The following is a 17227-nucleotide window of genomic DNA, read 5'->3' as shown; positions in this document are numbered from 1 at the left end:
CGCCGGATCACGCCTGGAGCCGCGCCATCCAGGCCTCGATCTCGTCCGGGGTGCGGGGGAGGGCCGCGGAGAGGTTCTCGGCCCCGTCCTCGGTCACGAGGATGTCGTCCTCGATGCGTACGCCGATGCCGCGGTACTCCTCCGGCACGGCCAGGTCCTCCTCCTTGAAGTACAGACCCGGCTCGATCGTGAAGACCATGCCCGGCTCGAGCACGCCGTCCAGGTAGAGCTCGCGCTTGGCCTGCGCGCAGTCGTGCACGTCGAGGCCGAGGTGGTGCGAGGTGCCGTGGGGCATCCAGCGCCGGTGGTGCTGGCCCTCGTCCGAGAGCGCGACCTCGGCCGAGACCGGCAGCAGGCCCCAGCCGTCGAGGCGGTCGACGAGCACCCGCATGGCCTCGGCGTGGAGCTCACGGAACCGGATGCCGGGGCGCACGATCGCGAAGGCGGCGTCCGCGGCGTCGAGGACCGCCTGGTAGATGCGGCGCTGCACGTCCGTGAACGTGCCGGACACGGGCAGGGTGCGGGTGATGTCCGCGGTGTAGAGGGAGTCGTCCTCGACGCCGGCGTCGAGCAGGAGCAGCTCACCCGGGCGCACGGCGCCCGTGTTGCGGATCCAGTGCAGGATCGTGGCGTTGTTGCCGGAGGCCGCGATCGTGTCGTAGCCCAGGTCGTTGCCCTCGAGGCGAGCGCGGGCGAAGAAGGCGCCCTCGACCACGCGCTCGCCGCGGTCGTGGCCCACGGCGCGCGGCAGGGCCCGCACGACGTCCTCGAAGCCCGCGATCGTGGCGGCCACCGAGGCGCGCATCCGCTCGATCTCCCACGCGTCCTTGACCAGGCGCAGCTCGGAGAGGAACTCGGCGGTCTGGGCGTCGGCCTCGGCCGCGGCGGCCAGGTCCACGCCGGCCTCGGTCCGGACGGCGGCCAGCAGCGCATCCACGTCCTGGTCGGTCTCGGCCAGCAACCGGACCGCGGTGCCGTCCGCGGCCACGTTCTTGGTGACGGCGGACTCGAGCTCCTCGAGCCCCGCCGTGCGCAGGCCGGTGCGGGCGGCCAGGCCGGCCAGGGTCGGACGGGGGCCGATCCAGAACTCGCCCGAGCGCGAGTCCGCGTAGAACTGCTCGGTGTCCCGGCCGGCCAGGGGACGGAAGTACAGGGTGGCGGCGTGGTCCGTGCCGTCGTCGCCGGCGCCCGGGTCCGTGGGCTCGAGCACGAGCACGGCGTCCGGCTCGTGGTCCACGCCGAGGCCCGTCAGGTGGGCGAACGCGGAGTGCGCGCGGAAGCGGTAGTCGGTGTCGTTCGAGCGGACCTTGAGGCGGCCGGCCGGCACCACGATCCGCTCGCCCGGGAAGCGCGCGGAGACGGCGGCCCGCCGCCGGGCGGCGTACGGGGCAGAGGCGTCGGGATCGGGCAGGGCCTGCGACGAGGGCGCCCAGCCGGAGGCCATGAAGTCGCGGAAGGCGTTCGAGGCGGGGCGCTGCGAGCGGTTGTCGACGCGCTCGGCCAGCGGCTGGGGGTTCACCGCGCCGGTGCCGTCGGCGCCCGCCTCGGGGGTGGCGGCGGGCTGGTCGGGGGCGGTCTGGGCGGGGTGCTGTGCGGCATCGGTCATGCCCTCCATCATGGCACCGGTGGGCGCGGGCAGGTCGGGGCCGCCGCGCGCGGGTCTCGGTACCATGGCCGCCATGGCCCGCTACGACCTGCACACGCACTCGACCGAGTCCGATGGCACCGAGCCGCCGGCCGACGTGGTGCGTGCGGCGGCGCGGGCCGGGCTGGACGGCCTCGCGCTCACCGACCACGACACCACCGCCGGCTGGGCCGAGGCCGCCCAGGCCGCGCGGGAGACCGGGCTGACGCTCGTGCCCGGCATGGAGATGTCCTGCACCTCCGCGGACGGCGTGAGCGTGCACGTGCTCAGCTACCTGCACGACCCCGAGGACCCCGCCCTGCTGCGGGAAGTCGGCCGGGCTCGCGACGCGCGGCTGACCCGGGCGCAGGAGATGGTGCGGCGCCTGGGCGCGGACTTCTCGATCACGTGGGAGCTGGTCCAGGAGCACGCGGCGGAGAACGCGACGATCGGCCGGCCCCACCTGGCCGACGCCCTCGTGACGATCGGGGCCGTCCCGGACCGCTCCGCGGCGTTCCGGGAGATCCTCGCCGGCCGGTCCAAGTACTACGTGCCGCACTTCGCCCCGGACCCGGCCGAGGCGGTCGCGCTCATCCGGGCCGCCGGCGGGGTGCCGGTGTTCGCGCATCCCCGGGCGCGCATGCGGGGCCGCGTGGTGGGCGACGAGGTGTTCGAGCAGATGGCCGAGGCCGGACTGGCGGGGGTCGAGGTCGAGCACCGGGACAACCCGGCGGAGGAACGCACCTGGCTGCGCGCGTTCGCGGACCGGCACGGGCTGTTCGTCACCGGCTCGTCCGACTACCACGGCACCGGCAAGCCGAATCCGATCGGCGAGCACACCACGGACGCGGAGGTGCTCGCCGAGATCGAGCGGCAGGGTACCGGCACGGCGATCATCCGCGGCTGAGCCCGGACAGCCCGGGCGACGGCGGAGGATCGGTTGCGCGAATGACCCTTCCAGCCGCCGCGCAGGCGGTCAGAAGGGTCATTCGCGCAGAAGATTCCCGGGGCCCGGGAGGGACGGTCAGCCGTCCACGACCTCACCGTTGCGGCGGCGCGTGCGGGTGCGGCCGCCCCGGCGACGACGGGCCTCGGCCCGGGCCTCGGCGCGCTCGGCCCGGCGGGCCTCCGTGAGCTCGACGCCGGCCACCGGCTCCGGCGTCCGGGCCGCGGGGGTCTCGGGGCGTGAGGCGGTGCGCTCGCGGCCCTCGCCGCGACCACGGCCCCGGCCCTCGGCGCGCTGCTCGGCGGGTGCCTCACCACGCCCGCGGCCCGAGCGCTCGCCGCGGCCTCCGCCGCGTGCATCGTCACGGCCCTCGCCGGAGCGGCCGCCCCGGTTCCGTTCGCCACGGCCTCCGCCGCGCGCCCGGTCACGGCCCTCGCCGGAGCGCCCGCCCCGGCCTCGGCCGCCGCGCTCGCCGTCACGGGAACGGCCGCCGTCGCGACCCCGTCCGCGGCCGCCGTCGCGCTGCTTCGCCTCGGGGCCGCCGAGGTCCTCGAGCGTCTCGCCCTCGAGGCCCTCGAGCACGCGCTTGGCCTGCGGCAGACGGCCCTTCGTGCCCTTCGGGATGCCGAGGTCGGAGAACAGGTGCGGGGAGGAGGAGTAGGTCTCCACCGGCTCGGGCTGGCCGAGGCCGAGCGCCTTGTCGATCAGGGACCAGCGCGGCATGTCCTCCCAGTCCACGAGGGTCACCGCCACGCCCTTGTTGCCGGCGCGGCCCGTGCGGCCCACGCGGTGCACGTAGGTCTTCTCGTCCTCCGGCGCCTGGAAGTTGAACACGTGCGTGACGTCGTCGACGTCGATGCCGCGCGCCGCGACGTCGGTGGCCACGAGGATGTCCACCTTGCCGTTGCGGAACGCGCGCAGCGCCTGCTCGCGGGCGCCCTGGCCGAGGTCGCCGTGCAGCGCGCCGGCCGCGAAGCCGCGCGCCGTCAGCTCGTCCGCCACGCGAGCGGCCGTGCGCTTGGTGCGCGTGAAGATGATGGTCCGGCCGCGGCCCTCGGCCTGCAGGGCGCGGGCCACGAGCTCGTCCTTGTCCATGTGGTGGGCGCGGTAGACGAGCTGACGGATGTCCTTCTTCGTCAGGCCCTCGTCCTCCGGGTCCGCCGCGCGGATGTGGGTCGGCTGCGTCATGTAGCGGCGCGCCATCGCGACCACGGGACCCGGCATGGTGGCCGAGAACAGCATGGTCTGACGCACGGCCGGGACGGCGGCGAGCAGGGTCTCGACGTCGGGGAGGAAGCCGAGGTCCAGCATCTCGTCGGCCTCGTCCAGCACCACCGTGTTCACCAGGTCCAGGCGCAGGTGGCGCTGGCGCATCAGGTCGATGAGGCGGCCGGGGGTGCCGACGACGATCTCGACGCCGCGCTGCAGCTCCTCGATCTGCGGCTCGTAGGCGCGGCCGCCGTAGATGGTGGCGATGCGCAGGGGGCGCCGGGCCGCGGCGGCCGTGAGGTCGCCGGCCACCTGGACGGCGAGCTCGCGCGTCGGGGCGACGATCAGGGCCTGCGGGGCGCCCGCGGTGCCCTTGGCCTCGAGGCCGTCCCAACCGGGCTCACCCGGGCCGATGGCGCGCTGCAGCGCGGGGATGCCGAAGCCGAGGGTCTTGCCGGTGCCGGTCTTGGCCTGGCCGATGATGTCGTGGCCGCCGAGGGCGACCGGCAGGGTCATGGCCTGGATGGGGAAGGGGTGGACGATGCCCTTGGCCTCCAGGGCCTCGACGATCTTGGGGTGCACCCCGAAGTCGGCGAAGGTCTGCTCGGGGGCCACGGGGGCGGCGTCCTCGGTGACGATGTCCTCCGCGATCTCCGCGACCGTCGGGTCGACGTCGGCGGGGGCGGGGGTGTGCTCGGAGTTCTGGGTCATGGCGACTCGCGTTCCTGGTCGGGCGTCGTCACGGCGGGCGGAAGGCCCGGCTCCGCCGTGCGCGCGGTTCAAGCGGAAGCCGATCGCGAGGCAAGCACGCGGAGCGGCCGACGGGCGGCGCCCCGTGGAACCGGGCTGGGCGCGCCGTGCGAGGCGGGCCGTGCCGGATCCGGCAGGTCATGGTGCCGTCCCGGGCGTCAGGGGCGCGGGCGGCGGGTCAGGGTGATCAGAGAGCGACCGGTCATCCTGGGTCAGCGTGAGCTGTGCGACCAGTCTACCCCCGCGGCCGTGATCGCACCCGAGGCGCGGTCCACGCCCTCGATCCGCACGCGCACCCGGGTGCCCGCCGGGACGCTGCCCGGCACCCGCAGGCTCACGGCCGGGTCGAGCAGCCACACCTCCGTGCCGTCCTTCGCCTCGCGCACCGCGATCCCCTCGAGCTCCGCGCCGACGCGAGACTCGAGCGCCGCCGCCTCCACGAGGTCCGCCGCTGTCCGGCTCGCGGCCGAGGCCCGGCGCGACGAGTCCGCCATGAGGGCGGGCAGCTCGGGCAGGGCGCTGCGGACCCACGCGGGGGCGGGGGCGCCGGAGGCGTGGGCGTGGCACAGGGCCAGGACGAAGCGGTCCACGAGCCGGCGCAGGGGAGCGGTGGCGTGGGCGTAGGGGGCGGCGAGCGCGGCCTGGGCCGGTTCGGCCGGCGGCGTGCGCAGGGCCGGGTCCTCGGCCTGCGCGTCGAAGGCCGTGTACCCGGCGCCGCGGAACAGCCCGGTCGCCGCATGCAGCACCGCCAGGTGCCGCGCGTCGGCCGGGTCGAGGGAACGCAGGTAGGCGCCGTAGTCCTGGCCCTCGTCCCACGGGACGCCCAGGGCGCGCGTGCGCTCTCGGAAGGCGGCGACGGCGTCGGCGTCCGGTGCCGGCATCGTGCGCAGGATCCCGACCCCGGCGGCCAGCATCAGCTCGGCCGCGGCCATGCCGGTCAGCAGGGAGAGCTGGGCGTTGTGCTCCTCCGCCGGCAGCGGCGCCCGGTGCACGAGCTCGTGCGCCCCGTCCTCGGTGACAAGGACCTCCTGGTCCGGCAGGTTCAGGGAGGCGCCGCCGCGGGCGGCCTCCTGCGCGGCCCGCCGTCGGCCCACCTCCGGCAGCAGCGCCAGCGAGTCGCGCACCTCGGCCGGCCACCCCTCGGCGGCGGCCCGGTCCGCGTCGGTGACCCCGGGACGCGGCGTCGCCGGCGCCTGCGCCCCCGGCCGAGCGTCGAGGAAGGCCTGCACCTGCCCGTACGTCAGCTGCGCCCGGGAGCGGACGCGGGCGCGTTCGAGGCCGGTCTCGACGACGGCGCCCGCGGCGTCCAGCAGGAACGTCCACACGAACGCCGGGCGCTCGCGGTCCGGCAGCAGGGAGGCGGCGTCCTCGCTCAACACCTCCGGGTGCAGGGGGACCCGGCCGTCGGGCAGGTAGACGGTCTGGCCGCGGCGGCGGGCCTCGGCGTCCACGGCGCCGCCCGGTGCCACGAAGGCGGGCACGTCCGCGATCGCGTAGCGGACCAGGATGCCGTCGTCGTCGGAGGGGGTCAGGAGCAGGGCCTGGTCCAGGTCCGTGGCGCCGGCGGGGTCCACGGTGACGAACGGCAGGGCCGTGCGGTCCGCGTGGTCCGGGCTCCCGGCCAGGCCCACGTGCACCCCATGCGCGGCCGCCTCCGCCTCGGCCAGGACGGGGGTGGGGAAGGCCGCCGGCAGCTCGAGCTCCGTCCGCAGGGCGGCGAGGCGCTCGAGCAGGGCCGGGTCGGCAGGGCCGCGGAGGCCGAGGGCGTGGGAGGACATGGCGATGCTCCTGGGCAAGGGGGCCGAGACGACGCACGCCCCGGCGGATCACCGGGGCGTGCGGGGCGGGTCAGGAGGCGGCGAACCCGAGCGGGCCCGACTTCTTCGCGCCGATCTCCACGAAGCCGATGCGGTCACCGGGGACGACCACCTGGCGGCCCTTGGCGTCCGTCAGGACCAGCGGGGTGCCGTCGGCGACGGCGGCGTCCACGAGGGAGCGGACCTCGTCCGCCGACTGCTCGCTGTCGATGACGACCTCGCGGCCGACGTGCTGCACACCGATGCGGATCTCCATGGGGAACCTCTTCTCTTCGTCGCGTCCTGTGCGGTCCGCCGTCAGCCTACGGGACCGCTCGGTGAGGTGGGCGGGCGCCCACGAGGTTCACCCGCGGGCGAAACGGGCCGGACGGCCGGGTCAGCGCGGGGCGTCGTCCGCGGAGGGCAACGAGGTGAGGCCGCGCCAGATGAGGTCGTCCACCGTGCGGGCCATCTCAGCCGCGGCGGGGCGGGCGTCGGCGTCGAGCCGGTCCGCCCAGTGACGGGCGGCGCCCAGGAGGTAGCCGACGAGTCCGCGGGAGAGCACCTCGGCCTCGGCCTCGGCCACGGTGGTGTCCGCGCGGATGGTGCGCGCGACCTCGGAGGAGAGCAGCCGGTGGACGGCCTCGCTGCGCGTGCGCACCTCCGGGTCCCCGTCGATGCCGGAGTCGAAGATGAGGCGGTGGGTCCGCTCGGGGGAGGCCATGTACTCGAACACGGCGGCCACGGTGGCCCGCACCCGTGCACGGTTGCCCCGACGGGTGTCCATCGCCGCCTCGAGGAGCGCGCGCAGGCTCGCGACCTCGGCGTCCAACAGCTCGAGGAAGAGCTCGTGCTTGCTGGGGAAGTGCTGGTAGAGGACCGGCTTGGAGACCTCGGCCCGCTCGGCGATCTGCTCCATGGAAGCCCCCGCGTACCGCTCGGCGGCGAAGACCGCGCGGGCGCAGTCCAGCAGCTGGCGGCGACGCTCATGCCGGGGCAGACGACGGCCTCGCCCGGGCTCGTCGGGCGCGGTGGCGGCGGGGTGGGCGGTCACGGGGTCCTCCTGGCGCGGGGCGGGCTCACGCGATGCGCGCGGCGCCGCCCTCGTCCTCGTGCGCGGGGCAGGCCGCCTCGACCGTGCCCACGGCGGGGGCGGGGCGGCCGGGGGCCTCGATCCCGAAGACCGCCTCGAGGGCGTCCTCATAGCGGTCGAGCCGGCCCTCGGCGGCGAGTCGCTTGGCGCGCACGCTGGGTTCGTGCAGGAGCTGGTTCACCATGCGGCGCAGGGCGAACTCCACCTCCTCGGCGGCCGCCGTGCAGCCGTGGCGGGCGCGCACGCGCTCGAGCTCCCGGTCGAGCACGCCGAGGGTGTGGCGGCGCAGGGCCTTGATGGCCGCGTCGGCGCTGCGGCCGCGCTGCGCGGCGCGGTACTCCTCGACGGCGTCGTCCACGAGCGCGCGGGCCTCGGCGACGGCGACCTGGGCCTGCTCGGGGGCGGCCAGCCGCACCGACTCGAGGGTGATGAGATCGACGTCCGGCAGGTCCGCGACCGCCGGGTCGAAGTCGCGCGAGAGGGCCAGGTCGACCACCGTGAGCGGGCGCCGTCCGCCCTCGCGCAGCTCCTGCAGGCGCTCGGGGCTGATCTGGCGCTCGCCACCGGAGGAGCCGATGATCACGTCCGCCTCGGCGACGGCGCCGGCCACGGCCTCGCCGCCGAGCGCGAGGGCCCAGCCGCCGCGGTCCGCGACGAACTGCTCCGCGCGGCCTGAGGCCGAGTGCACGCCGACGGTGGTCGCACCCCGGTCCGCCAGCTGCGCCAGCGTGGTGCCGGCGTAGGCGCCCGTGCCGATCAGCAGGATGGTGGCCCCGGCCCAGAAGTCGCGCTGGGCCGCGGCGTCGGTGAGACCGCGCAGCTCCTCCGCGAGGTCCAGGGCGACGGAGACGACCGAACGGCCGGCCGCGCCGAGCGCCGTGCGGGAGCCGACGTCCTTGGCCGTGCGCGTGGCGGACTCGAAGAGGCGGACGAGCGGGCCCGAGGCGGTGCCGGCCTCCTGGGCCGCCGTCAGGGCGCGCCGTACCTGACCGGCGATCTCGCGCTCGCCCACCACGGCGGAGTCCAGTCCGGCGCCGACCTCGAAGAGGTGACGGGCCGTGGCGTCGGCGTCGAGCGTGCGGAACGCGGTGTGCACGTCCTCGTCCGGCAGGGAGGTGGAGGCGGCGACGGCGGACAGCAGCCCCGTGCGGGCGGCCTCGACGCCGGCCCCGTCGGCCTCGGCGTAGATCTCCACGCGGTTGCACGTGGCCAGCACGATGGCGCCCGCCGCGCCGCTGCCGGGCAGGGCGGGCCCGACCCCGGTCGCGCCGGCGCTGAGGCGGGCGACCGTGTCCAGGTCCAGGTCATGGTGGGAGGCGACGAGAGAGAAGACAGTCACAGCGGGCCAAGTCTAGCCCCGACCGCCCCGCCCGTCCGGGAAGGCGGGCCTGACCCGGGTGCCGTCGGCCAGTGTGACGGCGCTCACGGAGGACGCGGATGTGCCACCGCGACACGACCGGTGGGACACTGGGGGCATGTCCGCCCTGTCCCAGACCCCCGAGACCCCCGCGGCCGTCCCGGCACTGCCCGCCGAGCACCCGCTGCGCACCGAGGATCCGTCACGCTCGACCGTGGCCAGCCCGCTCCTTCGCGCGCTACGCGGCCAGCGCCCCGACCGCCACCCCGTGTGGTTCATGCGGCAGGCCGGCCGTTCGCTGCCCGAGTACCGCCGGGTGCGCGAGGGGATCGGGATGCTCGACTCCTGCCTCATGCCGGACCTGGTCCGGGAGATCACGATGCAGCCGGTGCGCCGCCACGACGTCGACGCGGCGATCTTCTTCTCGGACATCGTGGTCCCCCTGCGCCTGGCGGGCGTGGACGTGGAGATCCAGCCCGGCGTGGGCCCCGTGCTCGGCCAGGCCGTCCGCACCGCCGACGACGTCGCCGCGCTGCCCGTCCTCGAGGACGCCGCCCTGGACGTCATCCGCGAGGCCGTCGCGGCCACCGTCGCCGAGCTGGGCCCGCGCCCCCTGATCGGCTTCGCCGGTGCCCCCTTCACGCTGGCGGCGTACATGGTGGAGGGCCGTCCCTCCCGCGACCACTTCGGCCCGCGGCGCATGATGCACGCCGACCCCGAGACCTGGGCCGCCCTGGCCGGCTGGGCGGCCACCGTGTCCGGCCAGTTCCTGCGCGCCCAGCTCGAGTCCGGCGCCTCCGCCGCGCAGCTGTTCGACTCGTGGGCCGGTTCGCTCTCGGCGGACGACTACCTCGAGCACGTGCAGCCGCACTCGACGGCGGCCCTCGCCCATGTCGCCGACCTCGCCGGGCCCGGCGTCCCCGACGGCGCCCCGCTCCTGCACTTCGGCACGGGCACCGGAGAGTTCCTGCACCACATGCGTGACGCGGGCGCGACCGCCGTCGGCGTGGACCACCGCCTCACGCTCGCCGAGGCGCACCGCCGTCTCAGCGCGAACCCCGGCCCCGACGGACGCGGCGCCGTGCCCCTGCAGGGCAACATCGACCCGGCCCTGCTCGCCGCCCCGTGGGAGGTCCTCGAGGCCCACGTGCGCGACGTCGTCGCCTCCGGCGCCGTCGCGCCCGGTCACGTCGTCAACCTCGCCCACGGCGTGCCGCCGGAGACGGACGCGGCCGTGCTGACCCGCGTGGTCGAGCTGATCCACTCCCTGCCCGTGCCGGAGCGGGAGGGCCAGGACCCGGCACCGGGGGCCGAGACCGCCGAGCGGGAGGAGCGCGCATGAGCGGCACGGCGCTCGTGGTCGGCGGCGGCATCGCCGGCCTCGTCGCGGCCCACCGACTGTCCGCGGCGGGCTGGGACGTGACCCTCGCCGAGGCCACCTCCGTGCTCGGGGGCGCGGTCTCCCCGCGCTTCCTCGACGTCCCCTCGCACGGCGAGACCGGGGCCCCCGAGACCCAGACCCTCGAACTCGACGGCGGCGCCGAGTCGTTCGCCGTCCGCGGCGCCGCCGTGCGCGCGCTCGTGGAGGAGCTCGGGCTGGGCGAGAAGATCGTCGCGCCCGAGCCCCTCGGCTCGTGGCTGCACGGTCCCGCCGGCCCCGTGCGCGCCCCGCGTCTCGGCATCGTCGGCATCCCCGGCGACCTCGACGCCGAGGACCTCGCCGCCGCCCTCACGCCGGCCGGCCTGGAGCGCGCCCGGCAGGACGCCGAGGCCCCCATGGATCGCTGGGCCGCCGCGCTCGCGGCCGGCGAGCCGGTGACCGTCGCGCAGGTCGTGGCCGACCGCCTCGGCGACGAGGTGCTCGACCGCCTCGTGGCCCCCGTCGTCGCCGGAGTCCACTCGGCCGACCCCGCGGTCGTCGAGCTGGAGCGCGTGGCCCCCGGCCTGCTCGCCGCCGCCGTGGAGCACGGCGGGCTGGCCGCGGGCGTCGCCGCGCTGCGGTCCACCGGGACCCCCGGCTCGCTCGTGGCCGGTCTGGACGGCGGCATGGTCCGCCTCACCGGCCGGCTCGTCGAGGCGCTGCGCGAGGACGGGGCCACCGTCCTGCGCGGTGTCCGGGTGGCCGCCCTGTCCCGCGTGCCCGCCACCGGCGGCTGGTGGGCCCAGATCTCGGACCGGGACGACGAGGTCGTCCGCGGGCTCGACGTGGACCGCGTCGTGCTGGCCGTGGACGGCGTCACCGCCTGGGACCTGCTGGCCCCGCTCTCGGCCGAGGCCCTGGACCCCGACGCCGGCCCCGCCCTCGGCGAGGGCATCGCGCTGGCCACGCTCGTCGTCGAGGCCGCGGGCCTGGACGACGCGCCACGCGGCACCGGAGTGCTGGTCGGCGCCGGGACGGACGTGGCCGCCAAGGCCCTGACCCACGTCACCGCCAAGTGGGCGTGGCTGCGCGAGGTCGTCGCGCGTCCGCAGGAGGACGGTGTCGCCCGCCATCCCCACCGCCACGTGCTGCGCCTGTCCTACGGCCGCCAGGGCGGCGGGCCCGAGGCCCTGGGCCATCGCAGCGCGGACGAGGAGCTGCTCGCGCAGGCGCTCGTGGACACGGCGACTCTCACCGGGGTGCCGCTGGCGGAGGAGGACGTCGTCGCCCGCACCGTCACCCGCTGGCGCCGCTCCATCCCGCCGCAGGCCGGCCCCGACCGCGCGAAGGCGGACACGCTGATCGACTGGGCACGGGACGTGCCCGGCCTCGACCTCGTGGGCAGCTGGGTGCACGGCACCGGGCTGGCCGCCGTCGTCGCCGGCGTGGACCGCACCCTCGGCGCCGACGCACCGCCCGCCGGCTGACCTCGCCCCCAGACCACCCCTGACGCAATCGGATCCCAAGGAAGAGGACCATGACCAAGGACAGCACCACCACCCCTGCCGAGGCCGGCAAGGACTGGTTCACCACCTACACCGTGTTCGCCCGCCCGCAGGGCGAGCCAGGCTGGCTGGGACTGGAGGGCCGCGACGCGAAGAAGGCCGCCAAGGAGTTCGACGAGGCCGTCGCGCGGGTGGCCCAGACCGGCGTGACCGTGCGCGGCGTCTACGACGTCTCCGGCATGCGCGAGGCCGGCGACGTCATGGTGTGGATGTACGGCCAGGTGCCCGAGGACCTGCAGGCCGCCATCCGCGAGCTGCGCCGCACCCGTCTGCTCGAGGGCACCACGATGGTGCTCTCGGCCATGGGCGCAGATCGCATGGCCGAGTTCAACAAGGACCACGTCCCCGCCTTCGCCATGGGCCGCAAGGCCCTGAAGTGGCTGTGCTTCTACCCGTTCGTGCGCTCGTACGACTGGTACCTGCTGGACCCGAAGGAGCGGGCCCGCATGCTCCGCGAGCACGGCCAGCTCGGCCAGGACTTCCCGCAGGTGTGGGCGAACACCACCAGCGCGTTCGGCCTGAACGACTGGGAGTGGCTGCTGGGCCTCGAGGCGGACGAGCTGACGGACCTGGTGGACATGATGCGCCACCTGCGCAACAACGAGACCCGCCTGCACGTGCGCAGCGAGGTGCCGTTCTACACCGGACGCCGTCTGGAGACCGCCGAGATCGCGGAGGTGCTGGCCTGATGACTACCGCCCCCGAGCCCCGCGCCGACGCGCCCGTCCACACCGGCCCGGACGCCGGCGTCGCCCCGGCCCTCCGGACGCCCGAGAAGGCCGCCGCCGGCGTCGACTACGACGTGTGCGGCGTGATGGCCCCCAAGGACTACGACGCCCTGCTGCTCGCCTCCTTCGGCGGGCCCGAGGGCCAGGACGACGTGATCCCGTTCCTGCGCAACGTCACGCGCGGGCGCGGCATCCCGGACGAGCGCCTCGAGGAGGTCGCCACCCACTACCGCGCCAACGGCGGCGTCAGCCCCATCAACGCGCAGAACCGCGCGCTGAAGGCGGCCATCGAGGCCGAGCTGGCCGCCCGCGGCCTGGACCTGCCCGTGTACTGGGGCAACCGCAACTGGGAGCCCTACTTCCCGGACACCCTCGCGCGGATGCACGCCGACGGGCACCGCCGCATCCTGACGGTCACCACCTCCGCGTACTCCTGCTACTCCTCGTGCCGCCAGTACCGCGAGGACATGGGCATGGCCATGGAGCAGACCGGCCTGACCGGGAAGGTGGACCTGGACAAGACGCGCCAGTACTTCAACCACCCCGGCTTCATCGAGCCGTTCCGGGACGGCCTGCGCGCGGACCTGGCCTCGCTGCGCGCGGAGCTGGGGGACGACGCGCGGATCCACGTGCTCTTCGCGACCCACTCGATCCCCACCTCCGACGCCGCCGCCGCCGGCCCGCGCGGCCTCGCCGCCGACCTGCGCGCGCAGGCGGGGGCGGAGCCGGGCGATGAGGGTGCGGACGTGTACTCGGCGCAGCACCTCGATGTGGCCCGCGAGATCCTCGCCGGCGTGCCCGAGGCCGCGGACGTGCCGTGGTCGCTCGTGTACCAGTCGCGCTCCGGCCCGCCCTCGGTGCCGTGGCTCGAGCCGGACATCAACGACGCGATGGAGCACCTCGCGGGCGAGGGCGCCGAGACGGACGCGCAGGGGCGCGCCGTGGCGGGCTTCGTCGTCGTGCCGCTGGGGTTCGTCTCGGACCACATGGAGGTGGTCTGGGACCTCGACACCGAGGCCAAGGAGACCGCCGAGGGGCTGGGCGTGGGGTTCCGGCGCAGCCCCACCCCGGGCACCGACCCGCGGTTCGTGGCCGGGCTCGTGGACATCGTGGAGGAGCGGCTGGGCCGGCGCGAGGGTCGCGCCGCGGTCGGCTGCTTCCCGGCGTGGTACGACGTGTGCCGGCCGGACTGCTGCGTCAAGGTGATGCGGGACGGCTCGACGCGGCCGACGACGTCCGCTGTCGACGCCGCCGTGCGCGGGCTGGCCGAGCACGAGGCGGGCGCCGCGGCCCCCGCCGAGGAGGCCTGAGACCGTGACCCCCCTGCGCATTGGCACCCGGGGCTCCGCCCTGGCGACCACGCAGACCAGCCACGTGGCCGAGACGCTCACGGAGCGCTCCGGCCTGGCCCACGAGCTGGTGGTGATCCGCACCGAGGGCGACGTCACCACCGGCTCGCTGGCCTCGCTGGGCGGCACCGGCGTGTTCGCCTCGGCGCTGCGGGCCGCCGTGCTCGACGGCGTCGTGGACGCGGCGGTGCACTCGCTCAAGGACCTGCCGGCCGCCCAGCCGGAGACCCTCGAGATCGCCGCGGTGCCGGCCCGGGCCGACCTGCGGGACGCCCTGTGCGCCCGCGACGGCCTCACCCTGGCGACCCTGCCCGAGGGCGCCCGGGTGGGCACGGGCTCGCCGCGCCGCGTGGCCCAGCTCAAGGCGCTGCGCCCGGATCTGGAGCTGGTGGACATCCGCGGCAACGTGCAGACCCGCCTGGCCCGCGTGCCCGGGCTGGAGCAGCACGACGATCACGCCCCGGCCGCCGCGGGTTCGCCCCGCGGTGACCTCGACGCCGTGATCCTGGCCTGTGCCGGGCTCAACCGGCTCGGCCTGGACCACGTGATCACCGAGCGGATCGACCCGGAGGTCATGGTGCCCGCCCCCGGGCAGGGCGCCCTGGCCGTGGAGATCCGGGCCGAGGACGAGTCCTTCCTCGGTCGGGCGCTCCTGGACCCCGAGGCGCCGGTCGGGAGGCTGCACGCCGCCCTCGAGCTGGTCGACGATCGGGACACCCACGTGGCGGTCACCGCCGAGCGGGCCCTGCTGCGCCGCCTCGAGGCCGGCTGCGCCGCGCCGATCGGGGCCGTGGCCCGCGTGACCGACGGCGAGGCCGGCGCGCCGCGCATCGAGATGACCGCGATGGTGGCCGCCCTCGACGGCTCGCGCGTGCTGCGCCGGACCTCGTCCGTGCAGCTCGACCCGGTGCCGACCGACGTGGCCGGCGACCCGGCGGCCGGCGACGAGTGGCTCGAGGACACCCTGTTCGTGGCCGCGGAGGCACTCGGCGTGCACGTGGCCGAGCAGTTCGTGGCCGAGGGCGCCGACCTGCTGCCCGGCACGGTGCGCGGGGTGGACCGGGGCGACGGCGCCCCGCGCCCCGACGACCCGGCCTGAGATGCGCGTCCTGCTCACCCGCCAGCCGGCCCAGGCCGGCGACCTCGAGGCCGGTCTCGCCGGCACCGAGGTGGCGGGGCGGCGGCTGCGGGTCGGCTTCCTGCCGCTGACCGACTTCGCACTGCCCGACGACGACGGCCCCCTGCGCGCGCTGCTCGCGGACTGGGCGGGGGCCGACGGTGATGCGGCCGGGCCGGTGCGCTCGGACGGGTCCCGCTGGCTCGTGGTGACGAGCCCCAACACCGTGCGCGCGCTCAGGGCCGTCGGCTGGGACGGCCATGTCCCGGCGGGCGCGCGGATCGCGGTCACCGGACCGGGCACGGCACGGGTGCTGACCGAGGCGGGCTGCGACGCGGCGCCGTGGCTGCCGCCCGAGGACCGCTCCGCCGAGGGCCTGATCGCCGGACTCGCCGCCCTGCATCCCCGCGGCGCCCGCGCGTGGCTGCCCCAGTCCGATCGGGCCCGGTCCCGCCTCGCCGACGGCCTGCGCGCGGCGGGCTGGGACGTGCGGACCGGGCTCGCCTACCGGACAGTGCCGTATCCGGCGCAGGCCGGCAGGCGACTGCTCGACGGGGCGGCGGACGAGGGCCGGGGGGACGTCGTGACGCCCGCGCGGCTGGCCGCGGTCGCGGCGGGGACCGCCGTGGTGCTCACCAGCTCCTCCGCGGCGGAGGAGTTCGTGGCCGCGGGTCTGACGCCACTGGTGGGCAAGCGGGTGCGGCTCGTGGCGATCGGCGCGCCGACCCGTGACACGTGCGCGCGGCGGGGTCTGCCCCTGCTCGGGACGGCCCCCACGCCGGACGCGGCCGGAGTGCTGGCCGTGCTGCGCGGTGCGGCCTGAGCCGCCCGGCCGCACTCGAGGCGAGGCTCAGTCGGGGCGGTCGCCGTCCGGGTCGGGCGCGTCGTCCTCCGACGGCGCCGGGCCGGCGTCGTGCCTCTCGTCCTGCGGCACGCCGGTGGCGGCGGCCATGATGTCCACCCGCGGGCCGCGCAGGATGGCGACCGAGACGTTGGTGAAGCCCGTGTTGGCGAGCAGCTCCGAGGCCTCCTCGTCCGTCAGGTCGTACGCGTGCGCGAGCATGCGCACGTTCTCCGTGTAGAAGGCGTGCAGGCGGTCGACGCCGCGCAGGAAGCCCAGAGTGTTCCCCATGGCGGGGAGCCTACCGGGCGGGCGTGGTGGGCGGGTGGCCGGCGGGTGAACGGCCGGTTGACCGGCCCGCCGGCCGCGGGGGACGACGGGCCGTGCCGCTCAGCCCTCGGCGCGGCGGCTGCGGCGGCGGACCAGCGAGACCTCCATGGTCCGGCCCTCGGTGCGGGTGCGCAGGTACGGCTGGTCCTCCACGAGGGTGGAGAGCTTGGAGTGCCCGAAGTCGCGCGGGTCGAAGTCCACGTGGGTGCGGCTCAGGTGCTGGCCGATCAGGGACAGCGTGGCCCAGCCGTCGTCGGTGCTCGTGGCGTTGACGGCCTTGGTGAGCGCGGCCTGCAGGTCGATGCGCGGGGCGGCGTCGGCCTCGTCGTGCTCGGGCTCGGCCTCGACCGGCACCTCGGGCGGGGTCGGGTCCTCGGTGACGTCCGACGACGACGCACGGCGGCCCCGCCGACCGGCCCCGGACTTCGCCTCCGCGGCCTTCCCGTCCTTGCCGGCGGCGGCGTCCCCGGCGGGCGCCTCGTCGGCAGCGGGGGCCTCGTCGGCAGCAGGGGCCTCGTCGGCAATGGGGGCCTCGGCGTCCGCGTCGGTGGCCTCGGGGGTGTCGGTGGCGTCGGTGGTCTTGGCCCCGCGACCGCGGCCTCGACCACCGCGGCGGGACCCCGAGCGGCCGGAGCCCTCGGACGCCTTGGCGTTCTCCTCCTTGGCGGGGGCGTCCTCGCCGGTCTCGTCGTCGTCGACGTCGTGGTCCGTGGCGGTGCCGAGCAGCTCGAGGTAGATGAACTGGTCCACGGCGTTGCGCAGGGAGGCGGGGGTCTTGCGGGCGCCCAGGCCGATCACGCGCTTGCCGCCCTCGCGCAGGCGGGTGGCCAGGCGCGTGAAGTCGGAGTCGGAGGAGACGAGGGCGAACGCGTCCACGTTGCCCATCCAGAGCAGGTCCATCGCGTCGATGATGAGCGCGGAGTCCGAGGAGTTCTTGCCCACGGTGTAGGCGAACTGCTGGACCGGCTGGATCGCGTGGTGGTTCAGCGCCTTCTTCCAGCCGTTGAGGTTGGTCGTGGTCCAGTCGCCGTACGCGCGCTTGATCGTGGGGGTGCCGTAGGTGGCGAGCTCCTCGAGGATCAGGGGGGCGAACTTGGGGGAGACGTTGTCGCTGTCCATCAGGACGGCGATGCGCAGGGATGCGGGGGTGGGTTCGGGCATG

The 17227-nt window shown here is 76.1% G+C and carries 15 protein-coding genes; 7 read left to right on the top strand and 8 right to left on the bottom strand.

Translation table 11 applies throughout. From position 1 onward, the window contains the following. Nucleotides 1-7: 7 nt before the first annotated feature. Nucleotides 8-1606, bottom strand: coding sequence for an aminopeptidase P family protein (locus AC3RJ9_RS07255; RefSeq protein ID WP_101967525.1), 1599 nt, complete (start codon nucleotides 1604-1606; stop codon nucleotides 8-10). A gap of 64 nt (nucleotides 1607-1670) precedes the next feature. On the opposite strand from AC3RJ9_RS07255, the gene AC3RJ9_RS07250 reads away from it, so the two are divergent. Further along, nucleotides 1671-2531: a PHP domain-containing protein gene (locus tag AC3RJ9_RS07250; protein WP_101967524.1), complete on the top strand. Its 861-nt coding sequence runs from the start codon at nucleotides 1671-1673 to the stop codon at nucleotides 2529-2531. Between the two features lie 117 nt (nucleotides 2532-2648). Here the strand turns inward: AC3RJ9_RS07250 and AC3RJ9_RS07245 are convergent, their stop codons facing one another. The 5 genes from AC3RJ9_RS07245 to AC3RJ9_RS07225 form a co-directional block, all read right to left on the bottom strand. Beyond that, nucleotides 2649-4490 (bottom strand): DEAD/DEAH box helicase, encoded by a 1842-nt coding sequence (locus AC3RJ9_RS07245; RefSeq protein WP_123243999.1) that lies wholly within the window; start codon nucleotides 4488-4490, stop codon nucleotides 2649-2651. A 251-nt stretch (nucleotides 4491-4741) separates the two neighbouring features. After that, nucleotides 4742-6307: an RNB domain-containing ribonuclease gene (locus tag AC3RJ9_RS07240; RefSeq protein WP_123243998.1), complete on the bottom strand. Its 1566-nt coding sequence runs from the start codon at nucleotides 6305-6307 to the stop codon at nucleotides 4742-4744. 70 nt (nucleotides 6308-6377) lie between these two features. Continuing rightward, a complete protein-coding gene (locus tag AC3RJ9_RS07235; protein ID WP_036339227.1) occupies nucleotides 6378-6602 on the bottom strand; it encodes a DUF3107 domain-containing protein in 225 nt (74 codons plus the stop codon). A gap of 120 nt (nucleotides 6603-6722) precedes the next feature. Next, nucleotides 6723-7379, bottom strand: coding sequence for a TetR/AcrR family transcriptional regulator (locus tag AC3RJ9_RS07230; RefSeq protein WP_041103351.1), 657 nt, complete (start codon nucleotides 7377-7379; stop codon nucleotides 6723-6725). Between the two features lie 25 nt (nucleotides 7380-7404). Continuing rightward, nucleotides 7405-8757: a glutamyl-tRNA reductase gene (locus AC3RJ9_RS07225; protein ID WP_098092296.1), complete on the bottom strand. Its 1353-nt coding sequence runs from the start codon at nucleotides 8755-8757 to the stop codon at nucleotides 7405-7407. Nucleotides 8758-8893: 136 nt separating this feature from the next. Here AC3RJ9_RS07225 and hemE point away from each other — a divergent pair, with 136 nt between their 5' ends. The 6 genes from hemE to AC3RJ9_RS07195 are packed head-to-tail and all read left to right on the top strand — an operon-like array spanning nucleotide 8894 to nucleotide 15717. Then, a complete protein-coding gene (gene hemE / locus AC3RJ9_RS07220; RefSeq protein ID WP_036314314.1) occupies nucleotides 8894-10117 on the top strand; it encodes a uroporphyrinogen decarboxylase in 1224 nt (407 codons plus the stop codon). Next, nucleotides 10114-11622, top strand: a complete 1509-nt coding sequence (locus AC3RJ9_RS07215) for a protoporphyrinogen/coproporphyrinogen oxidase (RefSeq protein WP_036314317.1) — start codon at nucleotides 10114-10116, stop codon at nucleotides 11620-11622. Before hemE ends, AC3RJ9_RS07215 begins: the two co-directional genes overlap by 4 nt. A 50-nt stretch (nucleotides 11623-11672) precedes the next feature. After that, nucleotides 11673-12389 (top strand): hydrogen peroxide-dependent heme synthase, encoded by a 717-nt coding sequence (gene hemQ, locus AC3RJ9_RS07210; protein WP_036314319.1) that lies wholly within the window; start codon nucleotides 11673-11675, stop codon nucleotides 12387-12389. After that, the gene (locus AC3RJ9_RS07205; protein WP_036314320.1) at nucleotides 12389-13738 is read left to right on the top strand and encodes a ferrochelatase; all 1350 of its coding nucleotides are present in this window, start codon (nucleotides 12389-12391) and stop codon (nucleotides 13736-13738) included. The genes hemQ and AC3RJ9_RS07205 overlap by 1 nt, the downstream gene beginning before the upstream one ends. A 4-nt stretch (nucleotides 13739-13742) precedes the next feature. Continuing rightward, nucleotides 13743-14876, top strand: a complete 1134-nt coding sequence (gene hemC / locus AC3RJ9_RS07200) for a hydroxymethylbilane synthase (RefSeq protein WP_036314322.1) — start codon at nucleotides 13743-13745, stop codon at nucleotides 14874-14876. Nucleotide 14877: 1 nt separating this feature from the next. Next, the gene (locus AC3RJ9_RS07195; RefSeq protein WP_123244207.1) at nucleotides 14878-15717 is read left to right on the top strand and encodes a uroporphyrinogen-III synthase; all 840 of its coding nucleotides are present in this window, start codon (nucleotides 14878-14880) and stop codon (nucleotides 15715-15717) included. A 27-nt stretch (nucleotides 15718-15744) separates the two neighbouring features. Here the strand turns inward: AC3RJ9_RS07195 and AC3RJ9_RS07190 are convergent, their stop codons facing one another. Together AC3RJ9_RS07190 and AC3RJ9_RS07185 are read right to left on the bottom strand one after the other, a co-directional pair. Then, nucleotides 15745-16026 carry a hypothetical protein gene (locus AC3RJ9_RS07190; RefSeq protein WP_036381106.1) on the bottom strand — a complete coding sequence of 94 codons (282 nt, stop codon included), beginning with the start codon at nucleotides 16024-16026 and terminating at the stop codon, nucleotides 15745-15747. A gap of 99 nt (nucleotides 16027-16125) precedes the next feature. After that, entirely contained in the window at nucleotides 16126-17226 is a 1101-nt protein-coding gene (locus AC3RJ9_RS07185) for an NYN domain-containing protein (RefSeq protein ID WP_036314328.1), read from the bottom strand. Nucleotide 17227 lies beyond the last annotated feature (1 nt).

The organism is Micrococcus sp. 63XJN7_6_ISO-PGPR-S23-444 (assembly GCF_058072765.1).
Note: the sequence above shows the minus strand (reverse complement) of the source record. Positions and strands in the feature narration are given on the sequence as shown.

What these genes read in the sequence shown, in the direction of transcription:
- AC3RJ9_RS07215 (WP_036314317.1), top strand. Translation starts at nt 10,114, where the DNA reads ATGAGCGGCACGGCGCTCGTGGTCGGCGGCGGCATCGCCGGCCTCGTC.
- AC3RJ9_RS07250 (WP_101967524.1), top strand. Translation starts at nt 1,671, where the DNA reads ATGGCCGCCATGGCCCGCTACGACCTGCACACGCACTCGACCGAGTCC.
- AC3RJ9_RS07185 (WP_036314328.1), bottom strand. Translation starts at nt 17,226, where the DNA reads ATGCCCGAACCCACCCCCGCATCCCTGCGCATCGCCGTCCTGATGGAC.
- AC3RJ9_RS07195 (WP_123244207.1), top strand. Translation starts at nt 14,878, where the DNA reads ATGCGCGTCCTGCTCACCCGCCAGCCGGCCCAGGCCGGCGACCTCGAG.
- AC3RJ9_RS07205 (WP_036314320.1), top strand. Translation starts at nt 12,389, where the DNA reads ATGACTACCGCCCCCGAGCCCCGCGCCGACGCGCCCGTCCACACCGGC.
- AC3RJ9_RS07240 (WP_123243998.1), bottom strand. Translation starts at nt 6,307, where the DNA reads ATGTCCTCCCACGCCCTCGGCCTCCGCGGCCCTGCCGACCCGGCCCTG.
- hemQ (WP_036314319.1), top strand. Translation starts at nt 11,673, where the DNA reads ATGACCAAGGACAGCACCACCACCCCTGCCGAGGCCGGCAAGGACTGG.
- AC3RJ9_RS07255 (WP_101967525.1), bottom strand. Translation starts at nt 1,606, where the DNA reads ATGACCGATGCCGCACAGCACCCCGCCCAGACCGCCCCCGACCAGCCC.
- AC3RJ9_RS07245 (WP_123243999.1), bottom strand. Translation starts at nt 4,490, where the DNA reads ATGACCCAGAACTCCGAGCACACCCCCGCCCCCGCCGACGTCGACCCG.
- hemE (WP_036314314.1), top strand. Translation starts at nt 8,894, where the DNA reads ATGTCCGCCCTGTCCCAGACCCCCGAGACCCCCGCGGCCGTCCCGGCA.
- AC3RJ9_RS07235 (WP_036339227.1), bottom strand. Translation starts at nt 6,602, where the DNA reads ATGGAGATCCGCATCGGTGTGCAGCACGTCGGCCGCGAGGTCGTCATC.
- AC3RJ9_RS07190 (WP_036381106.1), bottom strand. Translation starts at nt 16,026, where the DNA reads ATGGGGAACACTCTGGGCTTCCTGCGCGGCGTCGACCGCCTGCACGCC.